At 55.9% G+C, this 21,152-nt stretch carries 14 protein-coding genes and 2 pseudogenes; 11 read left to right on the top strand and 5 right to left on the bottom strand.

Annotated elements, in window-relative coordinates:
* Positions 1-481: 481 nt before the first annotated feature.
* Complete coding sequence (locus L1D47_RS15830) at positions 482-886, bottom strand: VOC family protein (protein ID WP_239885986.1); 405 nt, start codon at positions 884-886, stop codon at positions 482-484.
* A gap of 136 nt (positions 887-1,022) precedes the next feature.
* Here L1D47_RS15830 and L1D47_RS15825 point away from each other — a divergent pair, with 136 nt between their 5' ends.
* Together L1D47_RS15825 and L1D47_RS15820 are read left to right on the top strand one after the other, a co-directional pair.
* Positions 1,023-1,283, top strand: a complete 261-nt coding sequence (locus tag L1D47_RS15825) for a DUF5062 family protein (RefSeq protein WP_239849563.1) — start codon at positions 1,023-1,025, stop codon at positions 1,281-1,283.
* Between the two features lie 149 nt (positions 1,284-1,432).
* Complete coding sequence (locus tag L1D47_RS15820; RefSeq protein WP_239885985.1) at positions 1,433-4,054, top strand: HAD-IC family P-type ATPase; 2,622 nt, start codon at positions 1,433-1,435, stop codon at positions 4,052-4,054.
* On the opposite strand, the gene L1D47_RS15815 is transcribed toward L1D47_RS15820, so the two are convergent.
* The gene (locus L1D47_RS15815; protein ID WP_239885984.1) at positions 4,020-4,892 is read right to left on the bottom strand and encodes a universal stress protein; all 873 of its coding nucleotides are present in this window, start codon (positions 4,890-4,892) and stop codon (positions 4,020-4,022) included. The two genes, L1D47_RS15820 and L1D47_RS15815, sit on opposite strands and share 35 nt — an antisense overlap.
* 122 nt (positions 4,893-5,014) lie before the next feature.
* On the opposite strand from L1D47_RS15815, the gene L1D47_RS15810 reads away from it, so the two are divergent.
* Positions 5,015-6,208 carry a cation:proton antiporter gene (locus L1D47_RS15810; protein WP_239885983.1) on the top strand — a complete coding sequence of 398 codons (1,194 nt, stop codon included), beginning with the start codon at positions 5,015-5,017 and terminating at the stop codon, positions 6,206-6,208.
* A gap of 90 nt (positions 6,209-6,298) precedes the next feature.
* Here L1D47_RS15810 and L1D47_RS15805 read toward each other — a convergent pair whose 3' ends face one another.
* The gene (locus L1D47_RS15805) at positions 6,299-10,849 is read right to left on the bottom strand and encodes a biotin carboxylase N-terminal domain-containing protein (protein ID WP_239885982.1); all 4,551 of its coding nucleotides are present in this window, start codon (positions 10,847-10,849) and stop codon (positions 6,299-6,301) included.
* 120 nt (positions 10,850-10,969) lie between these two features.
* On the opposite strand from L1D47_RS15805, the gene L1D47_RS15800 reads away from it, so the two are divergent.
* The gene (locus tag L1D47_RS15800) at positions 10,970-11,881 is read left to right on the top strand and encodes a LysR family transcriptional regulator (RefSeq protein WP_239849558.1); all 912 of its coding nucleotides are present in this window, start codon (positions 10,970-10,972) and stop codon (positions 11,879-11,881) included.
* Between the two features lie 62 nt (positions 11,882-11,943).
* Here the strand turns inward: L1D47_RS15800 and blaOXA are convergent, their stop codons facing one another.
* Positions 11,944-12,933 carry a class D beta-lactamase gene (gene blaOXA, locus L1D47_RS15795; RefSeq protein ID WP_239885981.1) on the bottom strand — a complete coding sequence of 330 codons (990 nt, stop codon included), beginning with the start codon at positions 12,931-12,933 and terminating at the stop codon, positions 11,944-11,946.
* A 455-nt stretch (positions 12,934-13,388) separates the two neighbouring features.
* Between blaOXA and L1D47_RS15790 the strand changes: the two genes are divergently transcribed.
* The 6 genes and pseudogenes from L1D47_RS15790 to L1D47_RS15765 all read left to right on the top strand — a co-directional run.
* Positions 13,389-14,537 (top strand): hypothetical protein, encoded by a 1,149-nt coding sequence (locus tag L1D47_RS15790; RefSeq protein WP_239885980.1) that lies wholly within the window; start codon positions 13,389-13,391, stop codon positions 14,535-14,537.
* 39 nt (positions 14,538-14,576) lie between these two features.
* Entirely contained in the window at positions 14,577-15,167 is a 591-nt protein-coding gene (locus tag L1D47_RS15785) for a SprT family zinc-dependent metalloprotease (RefSeq protein ID WP_239885979.1), read from the top strand.
* A gap of 228 nt (positions 15,168-15,395) precedes the next feature.
* Positions 15,396-16,121, top strand: coding sequence for an endonuclease (locus L1D47_RS15780; RefSeq protein ID WP_239885987.1), 726 nt, complete (start codon positions 15,396-15,398; stop codon positions 16,119-16,121).
* Positions 16,122-16,124: 3 nt separating this feature from the next.
* Entirely contained in the window at positions 16,125-16,856 is a 732-nt protein-coding gene (rsmE, locus tag L1D47_RS15775; protein WP_239885978.1) for a 16S rRNA (uracil(1498)-N(3))-methyltransferase, read from the top strand.
* Positions 16,857-16,895: 39 nt separating this feature from the next.
* Positions 16,896-17,843: a glutathione synthase gene (gene gshB / locus L1D47_RS15770; protein WP_239885977.1), complete on the top strand. Its 948-nt coding sequence runs from the start codon at positions 16,896-16,898 to the stop codon at positions 17,841-17,843.
* A 12-nt stretch (positions 17,844-17,855) separates the two neighbouring features.
* Positions 17,856-19,172, top strand: a pseudogene (locus tag L1D47_RS15765) (alkaline phosphatase); the annotation flags it as partial.
* A 481-nt stretch (positions 19,173-19,653) separates the two neighbouring features.
* On the opposite strand, the gene L1D47_RS15760 reads toward L1D47_RS15765, so the two are convergent.
* Positions 19,654-20,643, bottom strand: coding sequence for a GGDEF domain-containing phosphodiesterase (locus L1D47_RS15760; RefSeq protein ID WP_239885976.1), 990 nt, complete (start codon positions 20,641-20,643; stop codon positions 19,654-19,656).
* Positions 20,644-20,766: 123 nt separating this feature from the next.
* Here L1D47_RS15760 and L1D47_RS15755 point away from each other — a divergent pair.
* Positions 20,767-21,152 (top strand): annotated as a pseudogene (locus tag L1D47_RS15755) (transposase); the annotation flags it as partial.

The following is a 21,152-nucleotide window of genomic DNA, read 5'->3' as shown; positions in this document are numbered from 1 at the left end:
GGGCTGACGAAAAATGACTCACAGTTAGCCATGCTATTCACCTTGGCGAACCTGTTTAAAGTAGACCAGATGTTACGACGACAGCCAAGATCTGTCTGAAATCCGGGAACAGCCTGGAATTAGGTCGAAATTCGGCGTAAAACGGCAGTATGTTGGCCAAAATTGAACACTTAGCGTTCAAAAATCAGGCGGGCCGCTCAAAACCTCGCTCGATACCTAAATTGCAGGACTTGTTCGCAGTTTCCCTAAGTCAGGTAGATGCAAAAACATCAAAATGAAGCAACACTTCATTCAATCTGTCACAAATGTGTAAGCACACAAGGGTCGCTCTTTTGCATCCCTGCAAGCGCGACATTAGTGCATCCATGCACTGCACCTGCTGCCAAGCAATTCAAAACAACTTAGGTTAACGCTACGGGTTAGTCACTCAAAACCAAAAATATCCCCAACTTGAGAATGAGGAGGCTCAGCGACTCCTTAGCTACCCCTTCGCCAACTTCAACTCCACCACATTCCCCTCTGGGTCATGGATATAGAGGGATCGCCCAAACCCTTGGGCGCCATAGCGTCTGGCAAAGCCTTGGGTGGCGATGCCGTGATGGGCTAGGTAGTCCAGCAGCGCCTGCTCCTCCATGGCCTCGATGAGCAGGCAGATGTGGTCGACGTTGCGGCCATCTTGCTGCGGCGGCCCACCACCGAGCCTGCCCAGCTTGCTGTCGCAGGTGGCGATATCGATCAGCGCCTTACCGGCCCTGAGCTGTGTGAGCCCCTCCTCTGGCAACTCGCGCTCCAGTTGGCAGCCCAGTATCCCCTGATAGAAGGCCAGCATGGCGCCCAGGTCTGTGGTGCGAAACACCAGATGGTCGATTCCTCGAATGCTTAACATAGTCACCTCATTTTCCCTATCCCTCATCAGTATAGTCGCCGATAAATGAGGATAATCACTCACTTGTGACAATTGCCGGTAGGCGAAAGCGTAAAATTGGCGTAGCTTGTCTCTATCAGGCCTAAGGAGATACGTGATGAAACACGGTAAGCACGACGCACAACTGTTAAAACTGGCGCTGGAGATAGGCGTAGGCTACGCCAAGAAACGCGGCTTTAGCGATTTTGGTCAAGGCATCTCCCCCAAGGACAAGGTGGAATGCATCTACCGCCTGTTGGTGCAGGACAAGCTCATCCAGCCCCTGGCCACGGATAAGGAAGATGGACCCAACATGAAACATAAGTTGATCCTCTGGATCCATCGCCAGCTCCCCGAGGATCACCCCCTCAAAGAATAACCCTAAGCCTGAGCATGGCGGGCTATCTAGACCTTTGCTCGCCCTCAAGCCGTTGATCTCTATCAAACCTTAGGCCGATTCCCGGCAGCGAGGGCTGAGATGAGCTATAGATCTAGCATCACCTCAGCCTAAATGCACAAGGAGTTTCCGTGGCCGGGCCAGGACTCTCGAGTCAAGTGGCGGCCGAGCGGCTCGAACAACATGGGCCTAATTGCCTGCCCAAGCCGGCAAGACTCAGCTTCGTCCGCCTGTTTATCCTGCAATTTAAGAGCGCCTTCATCTACGTGCTGCTCGCGGCCTTCATCGCCTGTCTGCTGCTGGGTCAGTTGCTCAATGCCATCTTTATCTTCGCCGTGCTGCTGCTCAACGCCATCATAGGCACAGTGCAGGAATACTCGGCCCAGCAGGCCGCCGATGCCTTAAGTAAGATGGTGCCCTCCCAAACCAAGGTGATCCGCGACGGCCACCCCAAGCTGGTGGACAGCCTGAGCCTGGTGCCCGGCGACTATATTCTGCTGACAAACGGCGATCGCATCGGCGCCGATATCAAAATCGAAAAGCATAACCAATTTAAGGTGGACGAGTCAGCGCTCACCGGCGAGTCGCTGGCGGTCAATAAGACAGATCAGGCCTTCGCCGGCACCCTGGTCACCCACGGACGGGCCGAGGGCGAGGTGATCGCCACCGGCGCCCGCACCCAGATAGGCCAGATAGCCGATCTGGTTCGCCAAGGCGGCAGCACCAAGCCGCCGCTGATGCAGCGCATCGAGCGCTTCACTCTGATCATCGCCATCGCCACCTTAATCATCATCGCCCTTATATTTGGCCTCACCCTACTGCGGGGCGCCGATCTCTCCCAAGTATTTCTACTTGGTGTCGCGCTGGCGGTCTCCGCCATTCCCGAGGGGCTGCCGGCGGCCATCACGGTCGCCTTGGCCATCGGCATGAAGCGCATGTCCCAGGCCAATGTGATCGTCCGCAAGTTGGTGGCGGTGGAATCCTTAGGCTCCTGCACCTATATCGCCTCGGATAAGACGGGCACCCTAACGGTCAACGAGATGACCATCAGCCAGATCAGCCTGCTGAGCGGCGAGCGCTACCATGTGTCAGGCACAGGGCTGTCGCCGACCGGGCTGGTGCATAAACATGGCCACGGGGTGCCTGTGTCGGCCGGGCGCGATCCCCAGTTGCACCGCCTGGCACTCACCGGCGTGCTGGCCAACGAGGCCCACCTTATCTTCGAGGCCGAGCAGGGCCATGGGGATCAGATTCATGCCGACGGCGACGGGGTAGATCTCGCCTTCCTGACCCTGGGCTATAAGCTGAATCTCGAGATGGATAAGACCAAACAACCACCCCAGGAGCGACTGTTTGCCTACGAATCGGAGAACCAGTTCAGCGCCAGCATCAACCTGATAGAGGAGCGCTCAGTAATCTCGGTGAAGGGCGCGGTGGAGAAACTGCTGACCATGTGCCAACTCGATGAGCAACAGACTCAGGCGGTACTGGATGAGACCCACTGGCTGGCGAGGCATGGCTACCGCGTACTGGCGCTGGCCAGCGGTGAAGTAGATAATCCGAACCGCCCCCTGGAGCACCTCGACTTTCTCGGCTTGGACTTTCTGGGTTTGGTGGCCATGAGCGATCCCCTGCGGGAAGATGCCATCGAGGCGGTGGCCCTGTGTCAGCAGGCGCAGATCAAGGTGGCCATGATCACCGGCGATCACCCCGTGACCGCCCTGGCGCTGGCGCGTCAGCTCAAGCTGGCCAAGGATAGCGACGCGGTGATCACCGGCGAGCAGCTAACAGACGCCCAGCAGCAGAGCCTGACCGACTTCGACAGCCTCATCGCCAGCCACAGGGTATTTGCCCGGGTACAACCCAGACAGAAGATGGAGATCACCGAGTCCCTTATCCGCCAGGGTGAGTTTGTCGCCATGACGGGCGATGGCGTCAACGATGCCCCGGCGCTGAAACATGCCCATGTGGGCATCGCCATGGGGCGTAAAGGCACCGACGTGGCACGCGAGAGCGCCGATTTGGTACTCACCGACGACAGGTTCAGCTCCATCGTTAAGGGGATCATCGAGGGGCGCATCGTCTACAACAACATCCGCAAGGTGATCTACCTGCTGATCAGCACAGGCGCCGCCGAGCTCTTGCTGTTTATCTTAAGCGTGCTGTTTGCCCAGCCTATCCCGCTATTTCCGCTGCAGATCCTCTGGCTCAACCTGGTCACCAACGGGGTGCAGGACGTGGCGCTAGCCTTCGAGCCGGGAGAAGGCCATGAGATAGACCAGCCGCCACGCAAACCCAGCGAGCCCATCTTCGATCGCCTGATGCTGGAAAGGCTCATCGTCAGCGCCCTATGGATGGGCATAATGGCCTTCGGCCTCTTCTTGCTGGTGCTGGCCATGGGCAATAGTGAGAATGACGCCCGTAATCTCACCCTGATGCTGATGGTGCTGTTTGAGAATGTGCATGCCCTCAACAGCCGCTCCGAGCGCAACTCACTGCTGCGTATGCCGATGCTGAGCAACCCGCTGCTGCTGTTTGGTATCGTCTTAGCTCAGGGAATCCATATAGGCGCCAGTTATACGCCCGGCTTGAGCCAGGCGTTAGGGATCAGCCCCATAGGGCTTGGACAGTGGCTGATACTGCTGATCGCGGCATCGACGCTGCTGTTTATCGATGAATATCACAAGCGTCTCTGGCGTCAGCAGCACAGCCCCAAGGTTAGGCAGGCAACAGCTGATCGTCAGCTGGAATGATGAGCACATTGCTGCGAATGCGACTCAACATAGCCTCGGCGGTATTGCCTATGACCATGCCCATCAGCCCCTTACGCTGGCGGGCGCCCATCACCAGATAGGCCGCCTTGAGGCGGCAGGAAAGCTCATACAGGCAGAGATCGGGATCGCCCGCCAGGAAGTGGACATGCTCCTGATGCAGACCTATCTCATCCAGCTGGGGCTGATACCTGTGATAGGCGTCCTTCACCAGGGTGCGGGTGTCGATAAGATCCATGTCTCGCAAGATCTTGGGCACGCGTATGATGTAGGCCAGATGCAACTGGCAATTCATGGCCTCTGCCAGCTGCTGGCCATGTTGAATGACGCACTGATTGAGTTTCTGCTTGATGGCGTTGTCGCTTCCCAGATCGACCGCCATCAGCACGGTACGGGCACGCTGCAAGGGGTTGTCGCATAACATCATCAGGGGAATACGCACATGGCGGATAAGTTGCCAGTCCATCGGCAGATAATGGGTCTTGTGATGTACCGCCTTAACCATGAGGTCGAACCCATGACGAATAGAGTGATGACAGGCGTGTTCGAACAAATCTTTGCTCCAGACGCTATGTACGGCAACGTCATCGGCCTTAAGCTGTTTCAGCTTGGCGGCGATCTCCTCGCTACGCTGGCGCATCAGCGCCACCTTGGCCGCCGCCGCGAGCCTGGGGTTGTAATGCTCCTTACCCGCAAAGGATTCGTAGCTGTAGGCAAACACCTCCGCCTCCTTCTCCAGCCTCTTGGCCAAGGCGATCCCCGTCTCGATGGCATCGGCCTGCTGCTCGGCTTTCTGGGAAATAATAAACACCTTGTCCATGGTCATCTCCTGTCGGCAAGTATCCACTTGAGCTTAGTCACACTCCGTGAGTTACGCCTTGATCTCGGTCATCAAAATGATCAAGATCACATTATCACCACTGCCGGGGAGTCTCGCCTACCATGGCCATAGATAACTTCGTCTTGTCCCTGTGTTTGATTCTGCTCTTTGGTCGCTTGCTCGGAGAGGCCTTTAAGCGGCTGCAACTCCCCGCCGTGGTCGGTGAGATCCTGGCCGGGATCCTCATCGGCCCCAGCCTGCTGGGCTGGATAGCCCCCAACGAGACCTTGGCCGTGATGGCCGAGCTTGGCGTGATCTTACTGCTGTTTTCTATCGGCTGCGAAACCTCTATCAAGCGTCTATTTCAGGCGGGTAACAGCGCGGTCGGCGTGGCCCTGCTTGGCATCGCCCTGCCCGCCGTGGTCATTGGCCTGGTGTGCCTCCTCTATCTGGAGCTGCCTGGCTTTACCTCCCTCTATCTGGGCTGCGCCCTTACCGCCACCAGCATAGGCATATCGATACGGGTAATGGCGCAGGCCAATCAGTCACAGAGCCAGGAGGGTCACATCATACTGGGCGCCGCGGTGATCGACGATATTGCCGGGGTGATCCTACTTAGTCTGCTGTTTAACTTTGCCAGCTCGGGCGAGGTGGGGCTGATCTCGAGCGGCCTGTTGATCCTTAAGATCGTCGGCTTCCTGCTGCTGGCACCACCCATGGCGCGGCTGCTCTTGTATCTGTTTCGCGCCGTCAAACCCAGAGAGGAAGAGACAGGCTATGAGGCGATCGTCACCATGATCCTCATCTGTCTGTTTGCCTGGCTGGCCCACGCCCTGCACGCCCCCGCCCTGCTCGGTGGCTTCGCCGTCGGCCTGGCCTTGAGTCGCCAATTTATCTCGCCCCTCAATCGTTACCTGCAAAACCCCTTCGCCTTCACCCACGAGATGGAGGTGGAGTCCAAGCCTCTGGTAGACATCTTTGCGCCCATCTTCTTCGTCTATGTGGGGATAAGCTTAGATCTGAGCCAGATAGACCTGGGTTGGTCAGGAATGTTAACCCTGTTGATGCTGTCCGGGTTGGCGATAATCACCAAGATGATGGCCGGTCTGAGAGTGCCTGGCTCGCTGAGATCGAAAACGATCGTCGGCAGCGCCATGGTGCCACGAGGCGAGGTGGGACTGGTGTTTGCCGAGATGGGGCTGCAGATGGAGATCATCTCGCCTAAGCTGTTCACCGAGCTGGTGCTGATCATCGCCATCACCACACTGGCAGGGCCTTTACTGCTCAAGTTAGCACTGGCGAAAGAGGTTAGATAGGGTGGCTAACACGGGTCTAAAACCCGACGCTAACTCACGGGCAAAAAAATACCCGCCATCAGGCGGGTATTTAGCATTTAGGGTCTTAAGTTAGACAGGAGAAACGACGAACAGCAACTCGCCCTGTGAAACCTGCTGACCATTGCTGTTCAGGATACGCTCGATGCGGTACTGCTTATCCTCTGGATAGAGTACGGCGCCCTGGCGGTTGAAGCCAGCCAGTGTCACCTGAGAGAACATCTTCATCGCTTCGGTCAGTGCCAGTGTCTGATCCACAGTCACTATGTCACCTTCCTTAACGAAGTCGGCTTCACCCGGTGCCGGAGAGGTGTAGAAGATACCTGCACCTTGAGCCAGTACCTTAAGCTCGTTACTCTCACCCACACGCAGCGACTCGGTATCAACTCCTACTGTCTCGGCGGCGGCTTCCATCTCGGCGATCAGTGCCGGAATATCCAGCTCGGCCATGAAGCGTGGCAGGTAGTTGGTGTCGTAAACGCCTTCGTTGAAGGTGCCATCCTTCAGGATACGAGTCAGCAGTGGGATGTTGGTCGCGATACCCTTGATCACTACCTGATTAGCCAGGTAGTCATGCAGCTTGTTGATCACATCTTCACGGCTCTCACCACGGCAGATGATCTGGGCGATCAGACTGTCGTAGTATGGTGAAACCTCTTTGCCTTCACCGGCGATAGAGATGATCTCGATGTCGTCACGCTCTGGGATCACACACTCGGTGATCAGACCTGGATGTGGCAGTAGCTGCAGCACACCGTTGCTGTCCAGCGCGGCCTTCTCGGCGGTCACACGAACCTCGATGGCGTAGCCAATCTCTTGTGGCTCGAGGTCTTCGATAGAGCGACCCGCGGCGATGTCGAAGCCGGCGCTCACGATGTCGATACCAGAGGTTGCCTCGGTCACTGGGTGCTCAACCTGCAGACGTGTGTTCATCTCCATGAAGTAGACTTCGTTGGCATCCAGGTTGTAGATGAACTCTACGGTACCTGCACCCATGTAGTCTGTCGCGTCACCTAGGGCACGGGTGTATTCCATCACCTTCTGCTTCAGCTCTTCAGGCAGCATGGTTGAACCAGATTCTTCGATCACCTTCTGGTTGTTACGCTGTACCGAACAGTCACGCAGACCCAGTACCTTGGTATTGCCAAACTTGTCACGCAGCAACTGAACTTCGATATGACGCAGTGAGGTCACATACTTCTCTAGGTAGAGGTCGCCGTTACCGAAGGCCGCAGCCGCTTCGGTAGAGGTCTTCTGGAACAGAGAGATCATATCTTCTGGACGCTCAACGACCTGGATACCCTTACCGCCACCACCTTGTACCGCTTTAAGCAGCACTGGGTAGCCAATTTCGTTAGCCACGTTCACCGCCTGCTCGGCGTTGGTCAGAATACCGTGGCTACCTGGTACTACAGGCACGTTTTGCGACTGCGAGGTCTTGATCGCGTTCGACTTGTTACCCATAGTCGTCATTGAGTGCACACTTGGACCGACGAAGTTAACGCCGTTGTTCACACACAAGGCCGCAAACTGCGGGCTTTCCGATAGGAAACCGATACCTGGGTGCAGCGCGTCGACCTGCTCGTACTCGGCAACCTTCAATACCGAGTAGGCATTGAGGTAACTCTCGTCTGAGGTGTTACCACCGATACAGACCAGCTTGTCGTTTTCGTTCAGCATGTCGGCCGGTACCGAGGTCATGTCAGGGTCTGACGCCACCAGTACCACCTTGATGTCGTTGTCGTGAGCCTTGCGGATCAGTTTCACCGCAGTACAGCCACGGGCGTGTACCAGTACCTTGTCGATCGGCTTCATCAGCTGACGCGGATCGTCCTGTACCAGCTCTTCCTCGGTGATCAACATCTCAGGCACCAGGGTCGACAGGGCGTTGCCAATCACATCCACTACCTTGGCCGTTGGCTTAGGCATGAGTGGATCTATGCTGCTGAGCTGATCGTCGATAGTGTCGCTAAATGGGTTGGTGACTAGGGCGTTCATGGCGCCAGGTACCTTAGACAGGTAGTTCGACAGGGTCGAGGTAGACGGCAGGTACGCAGGCACTACCATCTGACCGGCAAACGGCATGTTGGTGCCAGAGAAGTAGTAGGTCTGTACTAACGGGTGCGTCACGAAGCTCGCCTGTGCACCACCGGTACAGTCACCGAAACCAAACATTAATACCGGCAATTCGTTGTCACGAATGAAACGGGTAATACGGTCGTTCACTACCGCCATAGAGAAGAGCGCCGCAGCACCTTCTTTAGTCTGCATACCACCAGAGCTGATGAAGCAGATCACCGGCAGCTTACGCTTAGCACACTCGATCAGCAGCGCAGAGAACTTCTCGGCAGAGGCCATATCGAAGGCACCGGCCTGGAAGGCGGTGTTAGACACGGCGACACCGACGCGCATGGTTTGTCCATTGTGCTCGAAGTCTGCGGTACCTGTGATCAGGCCGCAAGGACGGATCCCCTTGTCTAGCGCGTCTTCGATAGAGAGACGGAAGCCAGGGAAGTTCAGCAGGTTAGCCGACATCTTGTCGCCGTTTAGCTCTTCAAACTCGGTGAAGAACTTGGCAATCACACTATCCCAGCTCATCTTACCGGCACGCTTCTCGTCACGCAGTACCTTCTGGATCAGCAGATCCTGATAACCCATGGTCAAACGGTTCCAGAAGTCTTTACGACGACCGATACGCACTGGGTTAATGGCACCCGTGTACTCGCTGCTCTCCTCTTCGCTGGCGAAGTATTCTGGCAGCAGACGCTCGAAGAAATAGGTCAGGATAACGAACAGAGAGTCGTTAAGCTGAGGGAAACCAACACTCTTCCACTGCTCAGTCTTGGTCAGCAGATCGGCGCGGTTAGACTGAGACATGAAGTACTTCAGCCACTTGTAGAACTTGTTCTTGTCGTTCGCGGTATCCTGCTTAGAGATAGCACGGTCGATAGAGTCATGCAGCAGGCCGTCAACCGAGGCACGCGACAGGCTCTTAGACATCATGGCTTCTTTCGCGATAGAGGCAAGGTTGCCCACGACGTTGTCGTACAGCGCGTTGAAGATCAGGATGTTATGACATTGCCAGATGAAGTCTTCGCGCAGCTCTTCGTGCACGATCACATCCAGTACTGTCAGCTGGTTCAGCTCAGGCCAGTCTGCCTGAGTCACTTCGTCCGGAAGGCTCTCAAGGTAGTGGATCAGCCCCTTGAAGTTGTTCTCGGCGTTGCTCTTCCATCTGTGGTACAGCGACCAACCGATGTTAAACAACAGCGCCTTACGGGCCTTCTTATAGTTCTGCTTCGGCTCACCCAAGATGAGGCGAGTCAGCATGTTACGCTCGGTAGAGACTTCGTCACGCTTGGCGGTGAAGTTGCCCCACAGCTTGTTAAGCTCTTCATCGTAAACCAGCTTATCTGGGCTTGAGAGCCAAGACTGGAATACCTTGTCCTGCTCCTGCTGAATACGCGCCAGCAGGTCACCCTCGGGCACACTCACCTTAGACAGGCGACCGTACTGCTCCTGAGAGATCGAATGGATACGGCTACGCAGCGTCAGGTAACGCAGGTAACGGTATGAGCTACCAAACAGGTTGAGGTGCATGGTGGGGTTGTTGGCCACCGACAGCTCGGCGTGATGCTCAAGCGCTTCCAGGTTCTTAGAAGGCTCAAGGAAACGGTTAAGGCTGCGATCATAATGCTCGCGCAGATCCTTAGATTCGCGAACGAACTGAACCGCCGCCTGCTCAACCGCCTCGATGCTGCTGATGATGGCGCGGCGTAAGTTGTGCTGACGCTCATCCTTGTCAGACGGTGAGAAGTCGATGATGCCGTCGATACAACCAGAGGTGTAAAGCTCCTCTGGCGACACGCCTACCGACTTAGCACACTCCTGCCAAGAGAGGTTGTACTTGCGCGCAATGCTCTGCAGACCCTGTGGCTGAATGGTATTGAAGATACCGTCGCGTAGGGACAACAGAATGTTAGCCGCGGCCAATGGGATGGCACCGCCAGAGTAACCGGCACCGATAACGATACCTACGGTAGGCACGTCGACGTTGGCACTCTCGGCAATCGCCTTAGAGATGGTGTGCGCCTGGTTCTGGCTGTTGGCAATTTCACCCGCATCGGCACCCGGTGTGTCAATGAGGTAAACGATAGGCATTGAAAGTTCGGCAAAATGACGAATGGCCGTACAGGCCGCCAGGTGATGCTCTGGCATCCAGGCACCATTGCTCGTGGTACGTTCCTGGGCGATAAAACCGATGCGGCGAGTGCGAGATCCAAAATTCAGTTCGATCTCGGCACTATAAAAAGGCCCCATATGTTTTTCGACAATTAACTTGCCTTTCAGATCCGCAATCACGCGCTTGGCGCCTGGGCGGCTCTTATCTAAGGTAGGTTGAATGACTTTGGCCACATAGCCGTCAACATCCAACTGTTCTAACTCTTTTAAGTTAGCTTGTATTTCATCGTCGCTGAGCAGACCGTTGATCTGCTGTGAAAGGCTCTGCTTGCTATGCTTAGGAAACAGAGAAAAATCCTGTGCCAAATGTTCAGCTTGAAGAAAAAGCGGATCGGCTGTTTGAACCTGAGTCGTGTTTGTGGGCTTATTGTTGCTGGTCATCAATAGATCCTCTGCTTTAGCCTCTAAAATTTTTAGCCCATAAATATAGCTTTGTTATAGGGTCAAATGCTATTAAACTGGCTTAGACGCTTTGTTCCATATTTGAGACAGTGATAAATAATGCCAGATTTAAACGGTATGATGCTCTTTGCAGCCGTCGTTCGCGCCAAGGGTTTCTCCCAGGCAGCCCGCAATACGGGCATGCCAAAATCAACCATTAGTCGTAAGGTGGCTCAGCTCGAAGAGCAGCTCGGCGTGCGCCTGTTACAGCGCGATACCCGCAATCTTAGCCTGACTCAGGTTGGGGCGCTTTTTTACCAGCATTGCAGTAGTATTAGCGATGAAATCGAGGCTGCCAAGGCGACCATAGAAAATACGCACAATGACGTATCGGGTTCACTGCGCATCGCCATCCCGGTTTCCTTCAGTCAGGAGCTGATTGCCAGTCTCTGCAGCAGCTTCATGCGTCTCTACCCTAACGTAGATCTCGACGTCCAATTTACCGATAGCGATGTGGGCCTAGTGGGTGAAGGCTATGATATCGCCATCAAGTATGGTCCGCTGCAATCCTCCGACTTGGTCGCCCGCCTGTTGTTTGAGCGCCAACCCATACTGGTGGCCAGCCCAGGCTACCTCAAGGCCAAAGGCACCCCCGCGACTCCCCAGGATCTCAGGGAGCACAGCGGCATACTGCTGGGGACCTCACGCTCGGCGCCCATCTGGCCCCTGGGTAAGGGCGATCGCAAGACCATGGTCAACTTTAAGCGTAAGGTCAGGGTGAACAGCGCCATCATGGTCAAACAGCTGGTATTGGATGATTTCGGTATCGCCATGCTCTCTAACTCAGTGTGTAAGAACGAGCTGGCTGGCGGCAGCCTGGTGCCTCTGCTGCAGGAGTGGCCCATGGAACCCTTCAAGGTGTATGGCGTCTATTCCAGTCGACGACAGCTGGCCACCAACATCAGCGTCTTCCTCGATTTCTTTACCAAACGCTTCAACAGCCACGAGTCGCTGCAATCTTTGATGATGTAGCTTGTAGTCTCAATATCTGGCTGCCTTAACAGCTTCCTAGCATCCGCCCTTACATCCAGTCATCACATCCAGCCCTTGGCCGTGAGCAGCTGTTTCACCACGCGCTTGCGTAACGCCAGATCATTATCCGTGGCAATATCCATATTCATGGCGAAGAAGTAGGTGTTCTCCTCTCGCTCGAGCCAGCCGACCCACCAGCCAAGCTTCTGTCCCTGGCGCACGCCATAGCCTGTCTTGGCTCTGAGCACCCATTCGCCGTTGGCCTGGTTAAGCATCATGGTCTTGACGATACGCTGACTGCGCTCGGACACCGGCAGTTGATTGTGATACAGGCGCCGCAGGAAGAGCACCTGCTCCAGGGCCGATATCGATAAGTCACCGTCGAGCCAGAAGCTGTCGAGTCCGCCGCCGATATTGGCATTGCCATAGCCAAGATCAGTCAGGCCTTGGGCCATGCGCTCGGCCCCCAGCTGCAATGCGAGTTTCTGATAGATGGGCACCACGGAATACTTCATCGCACCGGTAAAGCTGTGGTCGCGATTCCAGGGGGTATAGGTGCGTTTCACCCCATCCCAGGCAAACTGGCTATGCTCGTCTTTCACTATACCCGCCTCGAGCAGCAACAGGCTATGGGGGAGCTTAAAGGTAGAGGCGGGTATATAGGCATGGCGGCTGCGGGCGAGATCGTTAGTGCTTAAGGCTCCCCTGTTATCATCCAGCAACACCAGAACGCCACTGGCACCGAGCGCTTCGAATGCCGCCTGTATCTCATCGTCTAGCTTGATCGGTTCGGCCAGCGTATGTTTGACAGCCTTATGTTCGCCCGCCTTGTTTTCGAACACAGATAGTGAAGCCGCCTGAGTCGCCGCGGCCGCACTACCCGCCCAGATAAACAGGCCTAAGCTAAGCAGCCCCAGATAACTTAAGGTGCAAATCAATCGATAAGCCAATATTTTACTCAAGCCACTACTCAAGCCACTACTCAAGCCATTAGTAAGACGACGGCTCAGGCTATCTCCCAGCCGTTCACCTAGATTGATGCGCATTGTCATCGACCCCTCCCCAAAAAACAGTTAGCCAAAATTCACCATCAGGCCCCATCTAATTACCTGGCTCAAGTCTAGCAAGTCATCTCATCGTCAAGCGGGCAAACTCATGATGATTTGTGTCAAGAATCTGGCATTTTATCAAGCCATCTCAAGTCTTTATTTGCAGGCAGATGTCGTGCATACTCAGTTGTTGACTATAATACCAATCGTAGTAAATAACTGATCATGCTAGCTTGTTAAAACGTCCGATAACGGCGTTACTATTTTTGATTGTAGAATAACTACTTATCGAAAAATCATGCCTTGCTCTCGAACGTTTTCCCTACGCTACTTCTGATCACTTACTTACCGTGATTGGTATAATAATTTCAAATTGATAACCGCCCTGAGCCATCATTGCCCAACATCGGCCACTGGCTGAATGTCAGGGTAAGAGGTTTTTGCAAAGGAACCATCTCATGCGTAAAACAGCCATAGCCCTGGCGATGACCAGCTTACTGAGTACCAGCGCCTTCGCCAGCCTGGATCTCGAAGAACTGCGCCTGCCTAAGGCGACACAGGCCATGCCCGACGTCGTCAATCGCTATCAAGCCCTGGTCGACAGTCTGGACGAGAAATATCGCCAGCAGAAAGATGAACTCATCATGACACAGATGGTGGCCCACCAAGGCGAGCGTCTATGGCAACAGGCCGTCAGAGACGTGCAATCCGGCGGACAGGATGACAGATCCCTCTACTGGAGCCGTCTGGCGATGAAGAAGACGCTCAAGCAGTCGAAGCCCGCCTTTAACATGGCCGACTGGCAGCGCACCATCTTACTCAAGGCGGTGGAAAAATCTTCCCGCGGCTTCAGCGACATCCACTTCGATGAGGACAGCCAGATCCGTATTCTGCTCACCGGCTTCGACCCCTTCTTCCTGGATCGTCACATAGATCAGAGTAATCCCTCGGGATTAACTGCACTCGCATTAGACGGCTACAAGTTTAGCGTCGACGGCAAGAAGGCCCAGATAGAGACTGTGATGATCCCGGTACGCTTTGCCGACTTCGACCAGGGAATCATCGAATCCTTACTGACCCCTGTCTATCGTGAAAACAGCGTCAACGCCATCTTCACCGTCAGCATGGGACGCGACGACTTCGACCTAGAGCGCTTCCCCGGCCGCAACCGCAGCGCCGCCGCGCCCGACAACCTCAATGTGCTGACCGGCGCCACGGCCCAGTCGCCACAGGCGCCTATGTTCGATGGCAAGCCCCTCTATGGGCCTGAGTTCGTCGAGTTCTCGCTACCGGTCGGCGCCATGCAGTCGGTCAAAGGCAGATGGAAGGTTAACGACAACCATACCGTCACTACCCTGTCACGGGGCGAGTTCGACGCCAGTTCATTGGCTGAACTGCAAAACGCCACCTCGGTCAATGGATCTGGCGGGGGGTATCTCTCCAACGAGATCTCCTACCGCGCCGTATTACTGGGCCAGCGTTTCAACAGTGGCATCAAGGTAGGTCATATCCATACGCCAAGGGTAGCCGCCTATGAGGCCGAGACAGAGATGGCGATAGTGGATCAGGTCAAGGAGATGGTCAAAGCCGCGGCAACCCGGCTATAATCCTCCCCCTGAAGACGCCCGCCAAGACGGTGGGCGTCAATGACCCTAAGCCCTAATATGTTTCGACCACTGCAATCCCTGTTTCGCTCAAAGGCGCAAGACACACAGGCGCCCAAGTCAAAAGTCATCAAATCCGCTCTCAATGACCATCAGCAGCGCATCGCCGCCGCCGTCGAGTCTTGCTATCAGACTGCCGAGCAGAAGCTTGGACGCAGCTTCCCCCGCCCCGAGGTCAACTTCAAGCTCAGGGGCAAGAGCGCCGGTACCGCCCATCTGCAGCTCAACAAGCTCAGGTTTAATCCAGTATTGCTCGAGGAGAATCTGGACGAGTTTGTCGACCAGGTGGTGCCCCATGAGATCTGTCATCTGATTGCCTATCGCCTCTATGGCCGGGTCAAGCCCCACGGCAAGGAGTGGCAGGCACTGATGATAAACCTCTATGGCCTGACACCCAGAACAACACACAGTCTGAATACGGCTTCTGTCGCCGGTCAGACCTTCGATTATGCTTGCCGCTGCGGCGTGGTACCGCTGAGCATTCGCAGGCACAACAAGGTACAGCGCCAGCAGACCCAGTATCGCTGTCGGCGCTGCAAGGAGACGCTGAGCCGAGTCCATGACGCGCCATGATGAACCCGGCTTAACTTGCCTGAACTGAGTCGATTCCCGTAGAATCGGCTTAACTATCTGCTTAGATATCAGCTTAGATATCGACATAGCTATCGGCGTCCTCACCATGGGGCCGAACACTCACCTTGCCACCAAGCCAGCCAACCCAAGAGCCAGGCAGAGATAGGCAAGGGATTTTTTGTTTTTTAGGGAATAAATGTGCTAACAACCTCATACGGTCTGAGGCCACTGCTGCGTGGCGCCTTGGCGCTGCTTGCGCTCGGCCTCTCGACAGGCGCCCTCGCCTCCCATCCCACCAGTTTCAACCAGGCCAAGAAGGTCGCACGTAGTATTTACAGCGACACGCTTCCGGCCAAGAGCTTCTACTGTGGCTGTGACATCAGCATCTCGGGCAAGGTATGGCAGCCCGACTTCGAGCGCTGCGGGTACCAGGTGCGTAAACAGGAGAAGCGCGCCAAGCGCATCGAGTGGGAACACATAGTCCCCGCCTGGGAATTTGGCCATCAGCGTCAGTGCTGGCAAGAAGGTGGCCGTAAAAACTGCGGCAAGACAGACAAGCAGTTTAAGAAGGTGGAGAGCGACCTGCATAACCTGGTACCCGCCATCGGCGAGGTCAACGGCGATCGCAGTAATTACCGTTTCAGCCAGTGGAACGCCAAGGCTGAACAATATGGTCAGTGCGCCATGGTAGTCGACTTCAACGGTAGAAAGGTGGAACCGCCGAGCCAGACGCGTGGTCAGATAGCCCGCACCTATCTCTACATGCAGCAGGCCTATGGCCTCAAGATCGCCAAAAGTCAGCTAAAACTGTTTCAGGCATGGGATAAAAGCTATCCAGTTGATACTATTGAGTGCCAACGAGACCAGGCCATCGCCGCCAGACAGGGCAACCACAACCCCTTTGTTCAGGCACAGTGCCAAAAACTGACCGAAACCCAGCGTATCGCGGAGTAATGCATGAGAATTCCAAGGATCTATCAGCCCGGCGACTATGCCCCTCATCAGCAGTTGATGCTGGACGAAGAGGCCGCCGGCCATGTCGGGCGCGTCTTGCGCATGGGCGCAGGCGAGCAGCTCGAGCTGTTTAATGGCGACGGCCACAACTATCTGACCGAGATCGTTGCCGCCAGCAAGAAAAATGTCGAAGTGCGGGTCCTATCCAAGGAAGTCAACGACAACGAGTCGCCGCTTAACCTGCACCTGGGTCAGGTGATCTCCCGCGGCGATCGCATGGACTTCACCCTGCAGAAATCGGTCGAACTGGGGGTCAATACTATTACGCCACTGTTTTCCGAACGTTGCGGCGTCAAACTGACCGGCGAGCGTCTGGAGAAGAAGATACAGCAGTGGCAGAAGATAGTGATCAGCGCCTGCGAGCAGTCGGGTCGTAGTACAGTGCCCCAGGTGAGACCGGCGATGCATTTGGCCGATTGGTGCGCCGAGCCAACCCAGGCGCTAAAGCTTAATCTTCACCCAAGGGCTGCCCACGGCATTCAGGGGTTGACGATGGCAACCGACAGGGTGCGTCTGCTGATCGGCCCGGAGGGCGGCTTATCGCCCCAAGAGATCGCCATGACGGAAACCCAGACCTTCACCGACGTGCTACTCGGCCCGCGCGTGCTGCGCACCGAGACCGCCGCCCTGACGGTCATTAGCGCACTACAACTGAAATTCGGCGATCTGGGCTAAAGGCCCGGCTCCCTTCGCATTAATATAAGGAAAGATGAGATGATTAAGCTTGGCATAGTGATGGATCCCATCAGCGACATTAACATCAAGAAAGACTCCAGCTTCGCCATGCTGTTGGCGGCCCAGTCGCGAGGCTATCAGCTCTATTATATGGAGATGCAAGATCTGGCCATGATGAACGGTGTGGCCATGGGTAACATGCGTCGCCTGACGGTGAAGCAAGACCCAGCCTCCTGGTATGAATTGGAAGAAGCCATCGATACGCCGCTGGCGGATCTGGACGTTATTTTGATGCGCAAGGACCCGCCATTCGATACCGAGTTCGTCTACGCCACCTATATGCTGGAGCGCGCCGAGGAGCAAGGCACACTGATCGTTAACAAGCCCCAGAGCCTGCGCGACGCCAACGAGAAGCTGTTTACCGCCTGGTTCAGCGAGTTTACCCCAGACACCCTGGTCACCCGCGATGCCCAGCGCATCCGCGCCTTCTATCAGGAGAAGGGGGATATCATTCTTAAGCCGCTCGACGGCATGGGCGGCAGCTCAATCTTTAGGGTCAAGGCGCAAGATCCTAACCTTGGGGTGATCATCGAGACCCTCACCAATCATGGTCAGCAATATGCCATGGCTCAGGCCTTCATTCCCGATATCACCGCCGGCGACAAGCGTATTCTGGTGGTCGATGGCGTCCCCGTACCCTACAGCCTGGCACGCATCCCACAGAAGGGCGAGACCCGAGGTAACCTGGCCGCCGGTGGTCGCGGCGTGGCTCAGCCCCTGTCCGAGAGCGACTGGGCCATCGCCAACGCCATAGGCCCTGAGCTGAAGAAGCGGGGCCTGATCTTCGTCGGCCTGGACGTGATCGGCGATAAGCTCACCGAGATCAATGTGACCAGCCCGACCTGTATCAGAGAGATCGAGGCCGCCTTCGACGTGGATATCACTGGCATGCTGATGGATGCCATCGAGGCGCGTGTCGCCCGTTAAACTGGAGCCAAGATGAAGTTCACCCGTTTATGTAACCTGCTCTGCCTGAGTGCCGCCCTAGTATCGGGCAGCCTCTGGGCCGAAAACCTGCTCGGCCCGCAGACGGCGCCGAGCCGTCCCAAGAACATCGTCATCATGGTGGGCGATGGCATGGGCCCTGCCTACACCAGTGCCTATCGTTACTATCAGGACAACCCAAGCACCCAAGAGATAGAGCAGACGGTGTTTGACCGCCTATTAGTGGGTAACGCCAGCACCTATCCGGCGCCTGTCAGCGGCTATGTCACCGACTCGGCCGCCGCCGCTACCGCTCTGGCGACGGGGATAAAAACCTATAATGGTGCCGTATCGGTCGATACCAATAAGCGCCAGGTACCGACCCTGCTTGAGCTGGCGAAAAAGCGCGGCATGAGCACGGGCGTCACAGTCACCAGCCAGATCAACCACGCCACCCCGGCCGCCTTCCTAAGCCACAACGAAAGTCGCCGCAACTATGAGGCGCTGGCCAAGAGCTACCTCAATACCGAGGCAGATGTGATGCTAGGCGGCGGTCAACGCTACTTCTCCGACAAGCTGATCGAGCAGTTCGAGGCCAAGGGTTATCAGGTACTCAAGGACGCCGCCCTGCTCGATGGCGTGACCCAGCCTAAGGTGATGGGCCTGTTCGCCGACGTGCAGCTGCCCTGGGCAATCGATGAGCCAGAGGCCAGACGCCTGAGCACCATGACGGCCAAGGCGTTAGATCTCTTGTCACAGAATGACCAAGGCTTCGTGCTTCTGGTGGAAGGCAGCCTAATCGACTGGGCCGGCCACAACAACGATATCGCCACCGCCATGGCCGAGATGCATGAGTTTGCCGGCGCCATCGAGGTGGTCGAGCAATACGTCCGCCAGCATCAAGATACCCTCTTGGTGGTTACCGCCGACCATAACACCGGCGGCCTCTCTATCGGTACCCATGGCGACTATCGCTGGGACAGCCAGGTGCTGCGCCAGATTAATGCCAGCCCAGCACGCATCGCCAGCCAGGCGCTGGCCGAGGATGAATGGCAGAGCGGCGTAAGCGGCGCCCTGGGCTTTACCCCGAGCGATGAAGAATTTAGTGCACTGGATAACGCTAGGATGCAGGGCGAGAAGGTGTTGACCAGCCAGCTTAAGAAGCTTATCGACCAGCGCTCGAATACCGGCTGGACCACGGGAGGCCACACGGGTGTCGACGTGCAGGTGTTTGCCGCCGGCCCGGCCTCCTCACTGTTCGCTGGCCACCAGGACAATATCGATATCGCCCATAAGCTGATCAGCCTGCTGCCTAAGCCCGCTAAGGCAAAGCCTGCTAATGCTAAACCCGCTAATGCTAAGCCAGTTAGTGCTAAGCCAGTTAGTGCTAAGCCAGTTAGTGCTAAGCCAGCTGAGTCTGAAACAATGGCGTCACCTAAAACAGAGGCGCCGCTAGAGGCCGAGGTCAAGGCTGAAATCACTGCCCAGAACACCGCTGCCCAAGACACCGCAACCCTGAACACCGCAGCCCTGAACACCGCGGCCCAAGCTGAAGTGGCGGCGCAGGCGGCCGAACTGTCGGCTAAGGTGCAATCGACGGCCACTGAGCCCGATGCCAAGGAGGCATTTCGCCAGGCAGGCGATCTGCTTAGCGAGGGCGTCGAGAGTCAGTCTGCCGCCCCCGTCTCTGAGGTGGATAACCAAGACTAATGCCATCCTCCAGGCTGGTCTCTACCACCAGACTTGTCTCTGCCACCAGATTAGCCCCAGCCCTCTGATTAGCCCCTGCTCCTGATTAACCTCAGGCGCCAGGCTAGCTCCCCTGCCTGACCAGCTTAGGTTGGGGAGCCTGGCTGATGGGCCAGAGGCGAGTCTCCGCTATCTCCTGCAACACCACAAACACAGATGCCACATCCAGCGGGCGGGAGAAGTAATATCCCTGACCCAATTCACAGCGCTGACAACTCAAACATTCGGCCTGCTGCTGTGTCTCTATCCCCTCGGCCACCACCTCTCGCCCCAGGTTATGGGCCAGCTCGAGAACCGTAGTAATGATATGGGTATCGGCCTCGCCGTCGAGCACGTTGGCGCTGAAACAGCGATCTATCTTCAACAGGTCGAAGGCCAACTGCTTGAGATAGCTCAGCGAGGAGTAACCCGTGCCAAAGTCGTCGATGGCGATCCTTACCCCCAGCGCCTTGAGCGATACCATGGCGGCCATGGCCTGCTCCACCTGCTCGATCACGCTCTCCTCCGTCACCTCTAACACCAGTGAGCGCGCCGAGATCTGCTGCGCCTCTACCTCCTGACGTACCACGGTAAGCAGGTCAGCGGCCAAGAAGTGCTTGGCCGACAGGTTAACCGCGATATAGAGATCGTCCCATCCGGCGGAATTCAGCCGGGCAATTAACTCGGACGCCTTGCGGATCACATAGTTACCCACCTCAATGATCGCCTCGCTATTTTCGATATCGGGAATAAAGTCCCCAGGCATGATGAGCCCGCGTTCGGGATGAAACCAGCGAATCAGCGCCTCGAACCCTCGTAGACGCCCAGACGGGAGTTCGACTATGGGCTGAAGGAAGAGCACCAGCTGCTCCTCGTTGATGGCGCTTCCTATGCTCTGTTCTATCATGAGGCGGTTATTAGCCTGATGTAGCATCTCCTCGCTAAACACCCGGTAGTTACTGCGCCCGGCGCTCTTGGCCTGATACATGGCCAGATCCGCATGCTGGATCAACTCCTCCGCACTGAGACGAGAAGAGTTACAGTAGGCCAGGCCGATACTGGTGGTAACGATCAACTTGTGGCTGCCTAGCACCACGGGGGGGTTGCAGTGCAGAGAAGATCCTGTGGATCACATTGATCTGATCCAATACTTTTGGACATCTCGCTAAGTGAGTAAACTCGCTTATTGAGGCGAAATATGTCAACAAAGAAACCCCGCAAGATCCACACGCAAGAATTTAAAACAGAAGCGCTGAAGCTTGCTCTGAAAATTGGTGTAGCCGCAGCAGCGCGTGAGCTTAATCTTTACGAGTCACAACTCTACAGTTGGCGCTCTAGTGCTGAGAAGAAATCAAACACCACGTCAAGAGAAGCGGAACTTGCTGCCGAGGTCGCAAGACTTAAACGCCAACTCGCTGAACAAGCCGAAGATTTAGCCATTTTAAAAAAGGCGGCCACCTACTTCGCGAAGAACCAAAAGTAGCCAGATTTGAGTTCATCCTTGAGCATCAGCACCGTTTTTCTCTCAAGCGGATGGTTGATGTGCTCAAGGTATCGCGTAGTGGGTATTACACCTGGCGCCAG

The organism is Shewanella sp. Isolate7, assembly GCF_022398425.1.
Classification (GTDB): Bacteria; Pseudomonadota; Gammaproteobacteria; order Enterobacterales; family Shewanellaceae; genus Shewanella.
The sequence above is the reverse complement of the archived record's forward strand: the minus strand, read 5'-3'. Positions and strand labels throughout refer to the sequence as shown.